Consider the following 15,014-nt stretch of genomic DNA (forward strand, 5'->3'; position numbering starts at 1 on the left):
CGGGGACCTTCACCCCGGCACCCGGCCGGGGATCGCTGGGCCGGATGCTGCGCACCCATGCACGCGTCGAGGTCAGCCTGACGTTGCGCCACGGCGAGCAGGTGCTGCTGACGCTGCTGATCCCGCTGGCGTTGCTGATCGGGTTGTCCCTTTTGGACATCCTCCCGGCGTCCTCGCTGGGGTCCGTGCCGCGGGTGGATTGGATCACCCCGCGCATCCTGGCGCTGGCGGTGATGTCCTCGGCGTTCACCGGCCAGGCGATCGCCCTCGGGTTCGACCGCCGGTACGGGGTGCTGAAGCGCCTCTCGGCGACGGCGTTGCCGAGGTGGCTGCTGGTGGCGGGGCGCCTGGCGGCGGCCCTGGTGGTCGTGGTCCTGCAGTCGGTGATCATCGGCGTGGTGGCGGCGTTCCTCGGGTGGTCGCCTTCCCTTTCGGGTATTCTGTCGGCGGTTCTGCTCCTCGTCCTGGGCACGCTCGCCTTCGGCGCGCTGGGTGTGTTGCTGGGCGGGGCGTTGCGGGCCGAGGCGGTGCTGGCGCTGGCGAACATCGTGTGGTTCGTGCTGCTGCTGGCGGGCGGGATCCTGCTGGCGCCGTCGTCGCTGCCTTCGGGGCTGGCTCGCGTGGTGGAGCTGCTGCCGTCGGGGGCGCTGGCGGAAGGGATGCGGGCCGCTTTGGTGGACGGTTCGTTCGCGCCCGGGCCGATGGCGGTGCTCGCCGGGTGGGCGGTGGTCGCCGGGGCGGTGGCCTCGCGGACGACCAAGCTCACCTGACGACCAGCTCAGGCGAGTTCGTCGGGTCCCACTTCCAAGCCACCCCGACCCGCGCCCCCGGCGGCAGGCTTCGAGCGGGCAGATCGACGTACCTCGAAGACGAGACCGGCAGTATCCGGCGCGAGCCCGCGGGTGGCTCCTCCTGCATGTCGATCTCGGACGATCCCACGTAACTCCAGCACTTCGGGGGCACGCTGTCACTCGAGAACTGCACCCTGATCAACACTTCCCGAGCTCCTTGGCAGGTGATCGTGGTTTCGGTGTAGCTGGTGAACCGAGCGGGGTGTGCGTAGCGGCTCCTGGTGGCGAAGAAGCCGTATTCCCCTTCGTCGAGCGGAACCGCCAGCAGCACGTCGACGAGCCACGCGTCACCTTCTTCCGAGATCTTGACCGGCTTGACCTTGCCGATCGTGCAGTTGAGGTACGGCTCGACGTTGACCCGGCCGCTCCCGGCGTGGGAGATCCCCTGGAGCGCCGCCGCCCGGACGCGGAAGCGGTCGACCCCGTCGCTCGTGGCCCTGATCCAACGTTCGACCGTCCGGACCTCCCGCGTTCCCTTTCCGCTGACGAACGAGGTGACGACCAAGCGGTCCAGGTACACCGGGTCCCAGAGATCGTTGTGCGCTTCCCCTCGCGGGAGCGGCGTCTTCTGCGTCGCCATCCACAGCGTTCGCAGCTCGGACTCGTCACCCTCCAGGAAGCGACCCACCTTTTCGACGAGCTCCCAGGCAGGAACCCGGGACCCCCGGAGCATCTCGTTGACCGTCGTGTGGCTGACCCCGCCCACCCCGCCGGCGATCTTCCGGGTACTCGGCTTTCCCGCCTTGAGGTGCAACTTCCGGAGCGCCGACGCAAGCAGTTCTTCGGGTGTCACGGGCACCACCTCCACGAAGGGTGTGACCGCTCATCGTAAGAAGCTGTAAAACTACTGTAAACCGCCGTAACAGTGGGATTTTTACTTGATCTTACGTTCGCTGTCATCGTGGTTCGCCTACGTTAATGCGGACAAGGAAGTATCCCGATGCCCAAGTCGAACCGATCTTCGTCGCGCACTGATCGAGCACGAACCTTGGTCACCTTCGGCGGGACGACCGTCGTGTCACTGGGTTCGGCAGCCTGCCTTTTCGCGTGGCTGAACGGCGAATCGCTCACGGTAGCGGCCCTGACTTCCGGCGCGGCGGTGGCCGCCCTGCTGAACGCACTGGTCGCGATGGCGACGTTCCTGGCCGGGCACCCGCGGGACGCGAGCCGGAGAAATGCTGCCGAACCGGAGGGCGCCGATTTCCGCCGTCAGGACCAAGGTCCCTTGCGGCCGCCTTCGGGCTCTGGGCGTCCAGACCTGCCGGAAGCGTGATTTCCGTGCGCTCTACCATCGATACCGTGCCCTTCACCAGCCTCGTCGCCCGTCTGCCGTTTCCTTCCGCCGCCGTACAGCGGGCCGTCGGGATCGCCGCGGTCCTCGCGCAGGCGCTGATCGGGGTCACCGGATCCATCGTGCGCGTCACCGGGTCCGGGCTCGGCTGCCCGACCTGGCCGCAGTGCGTCGCGGGCAGCCTGGTGCCGAAGCACGACTCGGGGATCGACGCGCTCAACCAGTGGATCGAGTTCGGCAACCGGCTGCTGACCTTCGTCGTCGTCCTGGTCGCTGCCGTCGCGGTCATCACGGCGTGGCGAGTGCAGATCGATCACCCGGAGCGCAAGCGCCTGGTCAAGCTGGCCTGGACGATGCCCGGCGGCGTCGTGCTGCAGGCCGTCGTCGGCGGTCTCACGGTGCTCGCGAAGCTGGAGTGGTGGACGGTCGCGATCCACTTCCTCGCGACGACCCCGCTGGTCTGGCTGGCCGTCCTGCTGCTGCGCGCGTTCCGCGAAGGCGACGAGACCCCGCGCCTGCTGGTCCCGCCTGCCGGCCGCACGATCCTGGTCCTGCTCGCCGCCGTCATGTGGCTGGTGCTGGCGGCGGGCACCACGGTGACCGGCGCAGGCCCGCACAGCGGCGACATCAACACCCACCGCCTCGACGCCCCGGTGGAGGCGCTGGCCCAAGTCCACGGCGGACTGCTGGTGCTCTACCTGCTGCTGCTGGCGGTGTTCGGCCTGCAGCTGCTGCGCATCGGCGCCCCGAAGAGCCTCTGGCGGCGCTACACGGTGGTCTGGGTGGTCGCCGTCGCGCAGGGCGGGCTCGGTTCGCTGCAGTACGCGCTGGGCGTGCCGGAGGCGATGGTGTCGTTCCACGTGCTGGGCGCGATGGCGGTCATCATCGCGACGGCGTCGCTGTGGACGGGCAGCCGCGACCGCGGCCCGGTGACGTCGCTGACGGCGGCGCCGAAGGAGCTCACGGCCGCCTGACGGCTACGCGGCCTTAACTCCGCGTCGGCGTGGCCGTCCGGTGCGTGAGCTACTGTTCGCGCCATGACGTCGCGCACCGCGCCCAAGCCGCTCATCTCCCACCGCCGCGGCACCGGCGAGATGATCGTGCTCAAGACCTTCCTGCTGGTGCCGTTCGCGGCGCTCCTGATCGCGGTCCCCCTGGTGTGGGGCTGGGGCATGACCTGGATCGACCTGATCCTCGCGACGGGGTTCTACGTGTTCGCCACACTCGGCGTGACGGTCGGCTTCCACCGCTACTTCACCCACGGCGCGTTCAAGGCGTCCCGGCCGCTGCGCGTGGTGCTGGCGATCGCGGGCAGCATGGCGGTCCAGGGTTCGGTGATCTTCTGGGTGGCGAGCCACCGCCGCCACCACGCGTTCGCCGACCGCGAGGGCGACCCACACTCGCCGTGGCTGTTCGGCACTTCACCGGCGGCCCTGCTGCGGGGCTTCTGGCACGCGCACATGGGCTGGATGTTCGGCCGCGAGGTGACCAACGCGGACCGCTTCGCCCCGGACCTGGTGGCGGACTCGGACGTGCGCTGGGTGAACCGCTACTTCTGGCTCTGGATCACGTTGAGCCTGGCCCTCCCGGCGGGCCTCGGCGGCTTGATCTCGTGGTCCTGGTGGGGCGTGGTGACGGGGTTCTTCTGGGCGGGCTTGGTGCGGATCGCGTTCCTGCACCACGTGACGTGGTCGGTGAACTCGGTGTGCCACCTGATCGGGGAACGGCCGTTCGCCAGCCGGGACAAGGCGGCGAACTTCTGGCCGCTGGCGTTGCTGTCGATGGGCGAGTCCTGGCACAACTCGCACCACGCCGACCCGACGTGTGCGAGGCACGGGGTGCTGCGGGGGCAGGTGGATGTCTCGGCGCGGGTGATCTGGGCGTTCGAGCGCTTCGGGTGGGCGACGAACGTGCGATGGCCGCGGGCGGATCGGCTGGCCGCAAAGCGGGTCTGATCACTCAGGGTAGCCGAGGCTTCTCTACCGTGTCCGAGGATGCCCGGTATCTTCCCGCTACCTAGTGCAAAGAGGCGGGATGAAGCGAGTGAAGTTCAACAGCATCAGCCGGGCGCGGCGGACGATCGCGGTGATCGCGGCGGTCGCGGCCCTCTGCTTGGCCAGCGGCGGAGAAGGCGGCGGCAACACGGGGAACAGTGGTCACCCCATGCACCTCGCCGGAGGCGGCGGCAACACCGGAAACAGCGTGGACCTGGGCGGCAACACCGCCAACTGACCGATCCGGCCTGCCGAAGCACCGGCCTTGAAGTCCCCGTCACCAAGCGCGAACTCGCCTCGGTGACGGGGATTTTGCTTTCGCCCCGCCGCTCGCCACCCTTGCCTTTGGGGTGCACTAGTACGCATCATGCAGGTAGAGCACCGACGAAAGGATGCACGAGGTCGGGTCGTCCCCAAGCGGATCCAGCCTCCGGTTGCGTACCGCAAGGTGATCTTGAATATTGCAACTCTCCGTGTCGACGGATATGTGGAGGAGAGAGCACGTGGAGCACCGGAACGTTCGCAACGGCCGTGGCATCGAAGGAGGGGGCAACACAGGAAATTGAGCATGGCCCAGCGCCAGCTCTCTCCGGGGAGGAAGGAAGCCACACCGACGCGGTGTGGCTTCCTGTCCGTTCACGCCAGCTGCTGCCGCACCGCCGACGCGAACCGCACCGCCGCGCTCGGGTCCGCCTGGCGGAACCCCAGTGACGGCTCCGTCAGCTCCAGCTCCAGCAGCAACGGCTTCCCATCCGCGCCGCGCACCAGATCCACCCGTGCGTACAGCAGTTCCGCCCGCAAAATCCCCAGCAGGGCCGATGCCGCATCCAAGACGTCCTCAGCCAGCGCCACGGCGTCCGCGGGCGGCGACGCCGGTGCCAGCTCCTCCGACAGGTACAACCCCGAAGAGTCCATTTCGGACCCCAGCATCGCGCCCTTCGAGAAGGCGTGCGAGTAGATTCCCCCGAGGTAGACCAGAGCCAGCTCGCCGGAAGTGTCCACACTGGACTGGTACGGCTGGATCAGCGCCGCGTGGCCCTCGGCGTGCAACGCGGCGACGTGCGCGGAAGCGTCAACGCCGGCAGCGAACCGCGCCGCTCCGCGGGATCCCGCCCCCACCGCCGGCTTGACCACGAATTCCGACGACGGGAAGGAAGCCGGGGAACCCGGCACGACCAGCGAGGTGGGCACCACGGCCACCCCGGCGTCGAGCAGCTCCACCAGGTACGACTTGTCCGTGTTCCACCGGACGACGGCGGCCGGGTTGAACAGCGACGGGACCGATTCGCACCACGACAGGAACTCCGGGCGCCGGGACGCGTAGTCCCACGTCGCCCGCAGGATCACCGCGTCGGCGGAAGCGAAGTCGTACGCGGAATCCCAGGGCGCCCACGACACCGAAAAGCCCAGCGAGGACAACGCGGGCACGACGGCGTCGTCGTCGCCGTCACCCGAAGGGAGTTCTGCGCAGCTGACCAGGACCGCCGTGGGGCTCACTTGCCCGCCATCTTGCGGCGGTGCTCCGGGCCGATCTTCGTCGCCTTCACCGTCTCCGCGTCCCAGGCGGCCGGCGAGAGGTCCTCGACCGCCTCGACCAGGGCCTCGCCCGTCGCCACCGAAGGGACCACCACGTCGCCGAGGGCGCCGTCGGCTCCGACCAGGACCACGCGGGCCCCGGCCCGGCCGATGTTCTCCACCACCGCGCGGGACGGCTTGCCGTGCGCCTGCACGAACTTGCGGGCCGCGGCCAGCTGGGCGCCGGTCGGCGCAACGACGGTCTCTTCTGAAGTCACGTCCCGAACGATAACCAACGAAGCGCCGGAACGCGGAACAGCGTGGCGTCGGCCATAGTTGCACCCGGGAGAACCCGACCCGAGGAGGACGCATGCCCACCGCAGTCCAGGTGACGAAGACCGGCGGCCCGGAGGTGCTCGAACCGGCCGAAGTGGACGTCCGCGCGCCGCGGGACGGCGAACTGCTGGTCGACGTCGCCGCGGCCGGGGTCAACTACATCGACACCTACCAGCGGCAGGGCATCTACCCGATGGAGCTGCCGTTCGTCCCCGGTCTCGAGGGCGCCGGCACGGTCGTCGAGGCGGCCGAGGGCACCGGCTTCGCGCCCGGCGACCGCGTTGCCTGGCAGGGCTCGATCGGCAGCTACGCGGCCCGGAAGCTCGTCCCCGCCTCGGTGGCGGTCAGGGTGCCCGACGGCGTCTCGCTCGAGACCGCCGCCGCCACCATGCTGCAGGGCATCACCGCGCACTACCTGGTCGCCTCGACCTTCGAGGTCAAGCCGGGCCACGACGTGCTCGTGCACGCGGCCGCGGGCGGCGTCGGCCTGCTCCTGGTGCAGCTGGCCAAGGCGCGCGGCGCCCGCGTCATCGGCACGGTGTCGACCGAAGAGAAGGAACGGCTCGCCCGCGAGGCCGGCGCCGACGAGGTGATCCGCTACGACCGCGAGGACTTCGCGAAGCTCACCCGCGAGCTGACCGGCGGCGAGGGCGTCGACGTCGTCTACGACGGGGTCGGCAAGGACACCGTCGACGGCAGCCTGGCCAGCCTGAAGGTCCGCGGCCTCCTCGCGCTGTTTGGCGCGTCCAGCGGCCCGGTCCCCCCGCTCGACCCGCAGCGCCTCAACTCCGGCGGCTCGCTCTACCTGACCCGCCCGACGTCCGTGCACTACACGCGTACGCGCGAGGAGATCGACTGGCGGTCGAAGGAGCTGTTCGACGCCATCCTCGCGGGCGAGCTGACCGTCCGTGTCGGCGGCAAGTACCCGCTGGCCGACGCCCGGCAGGCCCACGAGGACCTCCAGGCCCGCCGCACCACCGGCAAGCTCCTGCTCATCCCCTGACGCCGGCACGCCGAAGGCCGCCCCGGGAAACCCCGCGGGCGGCCTTCGCGCGAGTCAGGCGGCGGGGACCGAGACGGCGTCGGTGACGAAGACGAGGGTCTCGTTCGGCTTGATGCCGCGGCCGCCCTCGCCGTACGCGAGGTCCGGCGGGATGATCAGCAGGCGGCGGCCGCCCTGCTTGATGCCCTCCAGGCCCTTGTCCCAGCCCGGGATGACCTCGCCGGCGCCCAGGTTGAGGTCGAACGTCTGGCCGCGGTCGAACGAGCTGTCCAGCTTCTTCTTGTCCGACCACGTCACCAGCAGGTAGTTCATCTTCAGCTGCTGGCCGGCCTTCGCGGCGCCGCCGGTGCCCTCGGACAGGTCCTTGGTGATCAGCTTCTTCGGCGGGTCGCAGTCGTCCGGGATGGTGATCGTCGGCACCTCGCCGAACTTCCCCGTCGTCTTGACGTCGTCCGCCGTGCACTCGCGGCCCTTGCTCTGGGTCGCCGGTGCGGCGCTCGACGGCGGGACCGACGGGCCCGCCGGGGCGGCCGTTTCGGTCTTGGCCTGCTGGCCGCACGCGGCCAGCGACAGCGCCGCCGCGGCGGCGACCACGATCTTCCCGATCTTCTGCATGCCGGGCACCCTAGCCAAGCACGGAGAGTGCCGGGACGTCGTCACCCGTGGTGACCACCCCGAGGCGCCGCGTGGCCCGCGTGAGCGCGACGTACAGGTCGTTGAGCCCGCGCGGCGAGCCCGCAACGACCTCGTCCGGCGCGACCAGCACCACCGCGTCGAACTCCAGGCCCTTGGCGCGCTCGACGGTCAGCACGCTCAGCCGTTCGCCCGGTGAGCCGAGCAGCGCCGAAACCGCTTCGAGGCGGCCGGGCGGCACCAGCACCGCGACCGTGCCGCCGTCCACTTCGGACAGTTCACGCGCCACCAGCCCGGGCAGCTCCGCGGCCAGGGAAGCCGGGCGCACCGACCACGGCGGCACCCCGGTCTCGCGCACCGAAGACGGCGCCGAGAGCGAAGGCGAAACCTCCGCGAGGACGCGCGCCGCGACGGCCATGATCTCGGCCGGCGTGCGGTAGTTCACGGTCAGCTCTTCCAGGCGCCACCGGTCCTCGACGTACGGCGAGAGCGCCTCGCCCCACGACCGCGCGCCCCCGGCCGCGCCGGTCTGGGCGACGTCGCCGACCAGCGTCATCGACCGGTTCGGCGAGCGCCGCATCAGCAGCCGCCAGTCCATCGCCGACAGCTCCTGGGCCTCGTCGACGATCACGTGCCCGAACGTCCAGGTCCGGTCCTGCGCGGCCCGCTGGGCGGCGGTCAGCTCGCTGCGCGCCTGCTGGCGCTCGGCGAACAGCTCGGCGTCGAGGACGTCGGAGACGCGCAGGAGCTCCTCGTCGATGATCTCCTCGTCCTGTTCGAGGATGTCGAGCACGCCCTCGGCGTACGCGCGGTCCTCGCGCTCACGGCGTTTGCGCTCGACGCGGGCCTCGGTGTCGTCGACGCCGATCAGCTCGGCCAGCTCGTCGAGCAGCGGCACGTCCGCGGGCGTCCAGCGCGCGTCGCGGGGGCTCTCCAGGAGGGCCTGATCCGCCGGGGACAGCAGCTTGCCGGCGGCCCGCGCGAGGCGTTCGCGGTCGGCGAACAGGTCGTCGAGCACGCCTTCCGGCGTCAGCACCGGCCACAGCTCGTCGAGGGCGGCGATGACGTGGTCGTCCGCGGCCAGCTCGGCGCGGATGTCCTGCAGGTCCTGCCCGTCGAGGAGGTCGGCACCCAGTTTGCGGGCGGCCTGGCGGGTCAGGGCGTCGAGGACGTCGGAGACGAACAGGCGCCGCGCCGGGTTGTGCGGCCGCCGCGAGCGACGGGCGCGGGTGCGGGCGTCGGTGCAGGTCTTGCGGTCCAGCCGCAGCACGTCGTGCTCGTACTCGATCTCCAGCAGGGGCTCGGGCACGCGCTGGCGGTCGCGAACCGCGTTGGCGAGCACCTCGGCCAGCACCAGGCGGCCCTTGACCTCGGTGGTCTCGCGGGGTTCGACGCCGTCGGCCTGCAGGCCCGGGTAGAGCTGCCCGATGGTGGCGAGCAGCACGCCGGTCTCGCCCAGCGACGGCAGCACCTGGCCGATGTAGCGCAGGAACGTGCTGTTCGGGCCGACGACGAGCACGCCGCGGGTGGTGAGCTGCTGGCGGTGCGTGTAGAGCAGGTAGGCCGCGCGGTGCAGCGCGACGGCGGTCTTGCCGGTACCGGGGCCGCCCTGGACGACCATGACGCCGCCGAGCGGCGCGCGGATGATGCGGTCCTGCTCGGCCTGGATGGTGGCGACGATGTCGCTCATCTCGCCGGTCCGGCGCTGTTCGAGCGCGGCCAGGAGGGCGGCTTCGCCGGCCAGCCCGAGGTCCTGGCCCTGGTCGGCGGCGGTGAGGTCGAGGACCTCGTCGTCGAATCCGGTGACCTTGCGGGTCAGCGACCGCAGGTGCCGCCGCCGTCGCACGCCGTCGGGGGACGCGGCGGTGGCGAGGTAGAAGGGCCGCGCGACGGGCGCCCGCCAGTCGACGAGCAGCGGCTTGTAGTCGTCGTCCTCGTCGAAGAGCCCGAGGCGGCCGATGTAGGTGGTTTCCTCGGCGCTCTCGGGGACGAAGTCGAGCCGCCCGAAGGCCAGCCCCTGCTCGACGGAACCGAGCTGGGCGAGCCGGTCGGTGTAGAGGGTGGTGGCGACGTCGCGTTCGGTGCGGGCCTGCGGGGTGCCGCCGGTCTGCCGCAGCGTCTCGTCGAGGCGGCGCTGGGCTTCGAGGCGCTCGGCGTCGAGCTTCGCGTAGAGGGTGGTGACGTACGCCTGCTCGCGGGCGAGCTCGGCGGAGAAGTCGTCCGAAGACAAAGATCCTGCTTTCGCCTCAAGGAAAAAGAGCCAACGAAGTGTAACGGCGGTCGCCGCGCGATCATTCCGAGCCGAGGGCGCAGTACGGGGAGACCTCGCCCGACCGGACGGCGGGCAGCACCTTCTCCCCAGGAGCGCACGACACTTCCTCTGGCAGCAGTTGCGCGCCTCCGGTGATGCGCCCGTCGGGGCCCCGGAACAGCACGGCGGCCCCGCGACTGGTCAGGGCCCGGCAGTTCGCCGAGTGGTACCGGACACCACCGGGGACGACGGTCGCGGTCACCGGCGTGAACCCGCCGAGGGCTTCGGGCGCGAGCCAGACCACGGGCCCGACCGCGGGCTGATCGAGCGCCACGCCGACCCGTTCGCCGGGCGTGAGGAGGGGCACTTCGACGGTCCGCGAGCCGGACGTCACGGGGATCCGGTAGGCGGCGAGGGCGCTGGTGTTCTCGAGCACCGCGGCACCCGGGCCCTGCTCGACGACCCGGACGACACCGCCGTCGGGGGCCGGGCCGGGGACCGCGGTGATCTTGGCCGGGATGGCGCAGCCGGTCCCGAGGAGCCGGTTCTGGTCGAGGTCGAGCCGGCCGCGGCCGAGGAGGGCGAGGAGCCCGAAGACGACGACCGCGGTGACCGCGATCCCGGCCCGTCTCAGAGCCGGAGTCAGAACGGCAGGCCGAGCGTGGGCAGCCCGATGGCCGAGTCCACCGCCAGCGCCACGAACACGATCATCAGGTACGTGTTCGACCGGTGGAACAGCGCCATCGGCTTGGTCTCCTCGCCGCGCCGCACCGCCGCCTGCAGGCTGTGCGCGTAGAAGAGGAACCAGCCGCCCGCCAGGATCGCGAACGTGCCGTACAGCCACGACGTCACCGGGAGCAGCAGCAGCGTCCACGCCACCATCACCCACGAGTAGATGACGATCTGGCGGGCGACGTGCTGGGCGGTGGCGACCACCGGCAGCATCGGGACGCCCGCGCGCTCGTAGTCCTCGCGGTACTTCATGCCCAGCGCCCAGGTGTGCGGCGGGGTCCAGAAGAAGATCACGCCGAACATCACGAACGCCGGCCACTGCACGGTGCCGGTGACGGCCGCCCAGCCGATGACCACCGGCATGCAGCCCGCCGCGCCGCCCCAGACCACGTTCTGCGACGTGCGCCGCTTCAGGCCGAGCGTGTACACGAAGATGTAGAAGAGGATGGTCGCGACCGCGAGGATCGCCGACAGCAGGTTCACCGTGAAATAGAGCACGGCCGCCGAGGCGACGCCCATGACGAGGCCGAAGATCAGCGCGCCGCGGCGCGGCACCGAGTCCTTGACCAGCGGACGGCGCTTCGTGCGGTTCATCACCTTGTCGATGTCCGCGTCGATCACGCAGTTGAGCGCGTTCGCGCTGCCCGCGGCCATCGTCCCGCCGACCAGCGTGGCCAGCACCAGCCACGGCGAGGGGATCTGACGGCCGGCGAGGAACATCGCCGGGATGGTGGTCACCAGGAGGAGCTCGATCACCCGCGGCTTGGCCAGCGCGGCGTAGGCGCCGACGACCCGGCGGAGGCTCCGCCGCTCACCGTGCGGTCGTTCCCCGGTCGGGTGCACGGCGCTGGTGTCTTCACTGCGTCCGTGCGCAGCGTTCACCGGCGACATTTCACTCCCTGCGTCAGGTTCGGGCGGGACCAGTCCGGGTAGCCGAAGAACCAGCCCTACTGAACCCTCGAACGATGTTAGACGTGGTGAATCCCGTGGGTGATCGCGGGTCCTCGACCGGCCGAAGCACTAGGCTGGCCGCGACGGGCCGCGATTGCCCCTGCGCATGGCCGCGAGCAGGAATATCGTCCCTTCGGGATCGATTGAGATAGGTAGCCGCGCGCACGGGTAACCGGAACGAGGAAGACCAGCCGCAACCATCATGACCGGGAGTTGGAGTTCAGTGTCCGAAACCGCCACTACCAGCGAGAACAACCCACTCCTCCGGCGCAACGTGCCCGCCGACTGGACCGACACCGACACCCGCGCCGTGGACACCGTCCGGGTCCTGGCCGCCGACGCGGTCGAAAACTGTGGCAGTGGCCACCCCGGCACGGCGATGAGCCTGGCGCCGCTGGCCTACACGCTGTTCCAGCGCACGCTGCGTCACGACCCGAACGACCAGCACTGGCCGGGCCGTGACCGCTTCGTCCTTTCGGCCGGTCACTCCAGCCTCACCCTCTACATCCAGCTGTTCCTCGCCGGCTACGGCCTCGAGCTCGAGGACCTCAAGCAGCTGCGCAAGTGGGGCTCCAAGACCCCGGGTCACCCGGAGTACCGCCACACCGACGGCGTCGAGACCACCACCGGCCCGCTGGGCCAGGGCCTGGCGAACGCCGTGGGCATGGCGATGGCCGCCCGCCGCGAGCGCGGCCTGCTCGACCCGGACGCCGCGCCCGGCGAGAGCATCTTCGACCACCACATCTACGTGATCGCCTCCGACGGCGACATCGAAGAGGGCGTCACCTCCGAGGCCTCGTCCATCGCGGGCCGCCAGGAGCTGGGCAACCTGATCGTCTTCTACGACGACAACAAGATCTCGATCGAGGACGACACCAACATCGCGCTGTCCGAGGACACCGTGAAGCGCTACGAGGCCTACGGGTGGCACACCCAGGTCGTCGAGGGCGGCGAGGACGTCGTCGCGATCGAGGAGGCCATCAAGGCCGCCAAGGCCGAGACGCAGCGGCCGTCGTTCATCGCGCTGCGGACCGTCATCGGCTACCCGGCCCCGAAGAAGATGGGCACCGGCAAGGCGCACGGCGCCGCGCTGGGCGGCGAAGAGGTCGCCGCGGTCAAGGAGATCCTCGGCTTCGACCCGAACCAGTCGTTCGTGGTCGAGGACGACGTGCTCAAGCACACCCGCCAGGCGGCCGAGCGCGGCCGGGCCGCGCACGCCGAGTGGCAGGAAAAGTACGAGGCCTGGGGCCAGGCGAACCCGGAGCGCAAGAAGATCGGCGACCGGATGAAGACCCGCTCGCTGCCGGAGGGCTTCGCCGACAACCTGCCGAAGTGGGAGCCGGACGCCAAGGGCATCGCCACCCGCAAGGCTTCCGGTGAGGTGCTCAACGCCCTCGCCGAGCCGCTGCCGGAGCTGTGGGGCGGGTCGGCCGACCTGGCCGAGAGCAACAACACGACGATGAAGGGCGCCGACTCGTTCGGTCCCGAGAAGGCCGCCACCGAAATGTGGCAGGCCAACCCGTACGGCCGGACGCTGCACTTCGGCGTCCGCGAGCACGCCATGGGCTCGATCCTCAACGGGATCGCGCTGCACGGCGGCACCCGCCCGTACGGCGCGACGTTCCTCATCTTCTCCGACTACATGCGCCCGCCGGTCCGGCTGGCCGCGCTGATGAAGGCGCCGGTCACCTACGTGTGGACGCACGACTCGATCGGCCTCGGCGAGGACGGGCCGACGCACCAGCCGATCGAGCAGCTCTCCGCGCTGCGCGCGATCCCGGGCCTCAACGTCGTGCGCCCGGCGGATGCCAACGAGACCGCGTACGCGTGGAAGGCGGTGCTGGAGGACATCCACCACCCGTCCGGCCTGGCGCTGACCCGCCAGAACGTGCCGGTGCTCGAGGGCACCAGCGCCGAGGGCGTCGCCAAGGGCGGGTACGTCCTGGCCGACTCCGACGGCACCCCGGACGTCGTCCTCATCGCCACCGGTTCCGAGGTCCAGCTGGCGGTCGAGGCCAAGAAGACCCTGGACGCCGACGGCGTCAAGGCGCGTGTCGTGTCCATGCCGTGTGTCGAATGGTTCGACGCGCAGGACGCGGCCTACCGCGAATCCGTCATCCCGGCCGCCGTGAAGGCCCGCGTGTCCGTCGAGGCGGGGATCGCCCAGTCGTGGCACCGCTTCACGGGTGACGCCGGGGTGAACGTTTCGATCGAGCACTTCGGTGCGTCGGCCGACGCGGCCACACTGTTCCGTGAGTTCGGGTTCACCGCGGAAGCCGTCGTCGAGGCCGCCCGTCGCTCGATCCAGAACACCAAGAATTCCTGAAGGGGATGACAGTAATGAGCAACGACAAGCTCGCGGCTCTGTCCGAAGCCGGCGTATCGATCTGGCTCGACGACCTTTCGCGTGAACGCCTGAACACCGGCAACCTGGCCGGCCTGATCCGCGACAAGCACGTCGTGGGCGTGACGACCAACCCGACGATCTTCGCCAACGCGATGTCGAAGGGCGACGCCTACGACGAGCGCACGCGCGAGCTCGCCGCCCAGGGCGCCGACGTCGAGGCGACCATCCGCGACCTGACCACGACCGACGTGCGCAACGCCGCGGACCTGTTCCGCGACGTCTACACCGCCACGAACGGCGTCGACGGCCGCGTGTCGATCGAGGTCGACCCGCGCCTGGCCAAGGACTCCGACAAGACGGTGGTCGAGGCGCAGGACCTGTGGAAGACCGTGGACCGGCCGAACGTGCTGATCAAGATCCCGGCCACCGAAGAGGGCCTGCCGGCGATCACGAAGACCCTGGCCGAGGGCATCAGCGTCAACGTCACGCTGATCTTCTCCGTCGAGCGCTACAAGAAGGTCATCGAGGCCTTCTTCGCCGGTCTGGAGCAGGCGAAGGCCAACGGCCACGACCTGCGCGGCATCCACTCGGTCGCCTCGTTCTTCGTGTCCCGCGTGGACACCGAGATCGACAAGCGCCTGGACGCGATCGGCACCGACGAGGCCAAGGCCCTGCGCGGCAAGGCGGCCGTCGCCAACGCGCGGCTCGCCTACGCGGCCTACGAGGAGCTGTTCTCCAGCGACCGCTGGAAGACCCTCGCAGCCGACGGTGCCCACGCGCAGCGTCCGCTGTGGGCCTCGACCGGTGTGAAGAACCCGGACTACTCCCCCACGCTCTACGTCGACGACCTGGTCGTGAAGGACACCGTCAACACGATGCCGGAGAAGACCCTAGACGCGGTCGCGGAGCACTCCGAGCTCAAGGGTGACCAGGTGACCGGGCGCGCCGCCGAGGCGCAGGAGGTGTTCGACAAGCTCGAGGCCGTCGGCATCGACATCCGCGACGTCTTCCTGACGCTGGAGAACGAGGGCGTCGAGAAGTTCGAGAAGTCGTGGACCGAGCTGCTGGACACCGTGAACGGGCAGCTCGAGCAGGCGAAGGGCTGAAGCA

The 15,014-nt window shown here is 70.3% G+C and carries 15 protein-coding genes; 8 read left to right on the forward strand and 7 right to left on the reverse strand.

Annotation, left to right across the window (positions count from 1 at the left end; translation table 11 throughout):
• The first annotated feature begins 44 nt into the window (after window positions 1–44).
• Window positions 45–770 (forward strand): ABC transporter permease, encoded by a 726-nt coding sequence (locus OO60_RS33155; RefSeq protein WP_003071414.1) that lies wholly within the window; start codon window positions 45–47, stop codon window positions 768–770.
• Here the strand turns inward: OO60_RS33155 and OO60_RS33160 are convergent.
• On the reverse strand, window positions 763–1,644 hold the full coding sequence (locus tag OO60_RS33160; protein ID WP_156081338.1) for a hypothetical protein: 882 nt from the start codon (window positions 1,642–1,644) through the stop codon (window positions 763–765). The two genes, OO60_RS33155 and OO60_RS33160, sit on opposite strands and share 8 nt — an antisense overlap.
• Before the next feature lie 147 nt (window positions 1,645–1,791).
• On the opposite strand from OO60_RS33160, the gene OO60_RS46680 reads away from it, so the two are divergent.
• From OO60_RS46680 to OO60_RS33175, 4 genes are all read left to right on the forward strand, one after another.
• Entirely contained in the window at window positions 1,792–2,124 is a 333-nt protein-coding gene (locus OO60_RS46680) for a hypothetical protein (RefSeq protein WP_156081339.1), read from the forward strand.
• 26 nt (window positions 2,125–2,150) lie between these two features.
• Entirely contained in the window at window positions 2,151–3,116 is a 966-nt protein-coding gene (locus OO60_RS33165; RefSeq protein WP_003071420.1) for a COX15/CtaA family protein, read from the forward strand.
• Between the two features lie 63 nt (window positions 3,117–3,179).
• A complete protein-coding gene (locus OO60_RS33170; RefSeq protein ID WP_003071421.1) occupies window positions 3,180–4,097 on the forward strand; it encodes an acyl-CoA desaturase in 918 nt (305 codons plus the stop codon).
• A 79-nt stretch (window positions 4,098–4,176) separates the two neighbouring features.
• Window positions 4,177–4,374: a hypothetical protein gene (locus tag OO60_RS33175; RefSeq protein WP_155848872.1), complete on the forward strand. Its 198-nt coding sequence runs from the start codon at window positions 4,177–4,179 to the stop codon at window positions 4,372–4,374.
• A gap of 398 nt (window positions 4,375–4,772) precedes the next feature.
• On the opposite strand, the gene OO60_RS33180 is transcribed toward OO60_RS33175, so the two are convergent.
• Window positions 4,773–5,633 carry an ATP-grasp domain-containing protein gene (locus tag OO60_RS33180; RefSeq protein WP_003071424.1) on the reverse strand — a complete coding sequence of 287 codons (861 nt, stop codon included), beginning with the start codon at window positions 5,631–5,633 and terminating at the stop codon, window positions 4,773–4,775.
• Window positions 5,630–5,929 (reverse strand): hypothetical protein, encoded by a 300-nt coding sequence (locus OO60_RS33185; RefSeq protein ID WP_003071425.1) that lies wholly within the window; start codon window positions 5,927–5,929, stop codon window positions 5,630–5,632. The genes OO60_RS33180 and OO60_RS33185 overlap by 4 nt, the downstream gene beginning before the upstream one ends.
• A gap of 92 nt (window positions 5,930–6,021) precedes the next feature.
• On the opposite strand from OO60_RS33185, the gene OO60_RS33190 reads away from it, so the two are divergent.
• Window positions 6,022–6,990, forward strand: coding sequence for a quinone oxidoreductase family protein (locus OO60_RS33190; RefSeq protein ID WP_003071427.1), 969 nt, complete (start codon window positions 6,022–6,024; stop codon window positions 6,988–6,990).
• A gap of 54 nt (window positions 6,991–7,044) precedes the next feature.
• On the opposite strand, the gene OO60_RS33195 is transcribed toward OO60_RS33190, so the two are convergent.
• From OO60_RS33195 to OO60_RS33210, 4 genes are all read right to left on the reverse strand, one after another.
• Window positions 7,045–7,605 carry an FKBP-type peptidyl-prolyl cis-trans isomerase gene (locus OO60_RS33195; RefSeq protein WP_003071430.1) on the reverse strand — a complete coding sequence of 187 codons (561 nt, stop codon included), beginning with the start codon at window positions 7,603–7,605 and terminating at the stop codon, window positions 7,045–7,047.
• A gap of 10 nt (window positions 7,606–7,615) precedes the next feature.
• A complete protein-coding gene (locus OO60_RS33200) occupies window positions 7,616–9,853 on the reverse strand; it encodes a HelD family protein (RefSeq protein ID WP_003071433.1) in 2,238 nt (745 codons plus the stop codon).
• 61 nt (window positions 9,854–9,914) lie between these two features.
• The gene (locus OO60_RS33205; RefSeq protein ID WP_003071436.1) at window positions 9,915–10,310 is read right to left on the reverse strand and encodes a hypothetical protein; all 396 of its coding nucleotides are present in this window, start codon (window positions 10,308–10,310) and stop codon (window positions 9,915–9,917) included.
• A 206-nt stretch (window positions 10,311–10,516) separates the two neighbouring features.
• Window positions 10,517–11,497 (reverse strand): heme o synthase, encoded by a 981-nt coding sequence (locus OO60_RS33210; protein ID WP_003071439.1) that lies wholly within the window; start codon window positions 11,495–11,497, stop codon window positions 10,517–10,519.
• Between the two features lie 283 nt (window positions 11,498–11,780).
• On the opposite strand from OO60_RS33210, the gene tkt reads away from it, so the two are divergent.
• Window positions 11,781–13,883: a transketolase gene (gene tkt / locus OO60_RS33215; protein ID WP_003071442.1), complete on the forward strand. Its 2,103-nt coding sequence runs from the start codon at window positions 11,781–11,783 to the stop codon at window positions 13,881–13,883.
• Between the two features lie 14 nt (window positions 13,884–13,897).
• The gene (tal, locus tag OO60_RS33220) at window positions 13,898–15,010 is read left to right on the forward strand and encodes a transaldolase (RefSeq protein WP_003071445.1); all 1,113 of its coding nucleotides are present in this window, start codon (window positions 13,898–13,900) and stop codon (window positions 15,008–15,010) included.
• Window positions 15,011–15,014: the final 4 nt, after the last annotated feature.

Origin of the sequence: Amycolatopsis vancoresmycina (genome assembly GCF_000716785.1) — a bacterium.
Taxonomy (GTDB): domain Bacteria; phylum Actinomycetota; class Actinomycetes; order Mycobacteriales; family Pseudonocardiaceae; genus Amycolatopsis; species Amycolatopsis vancoresmycina.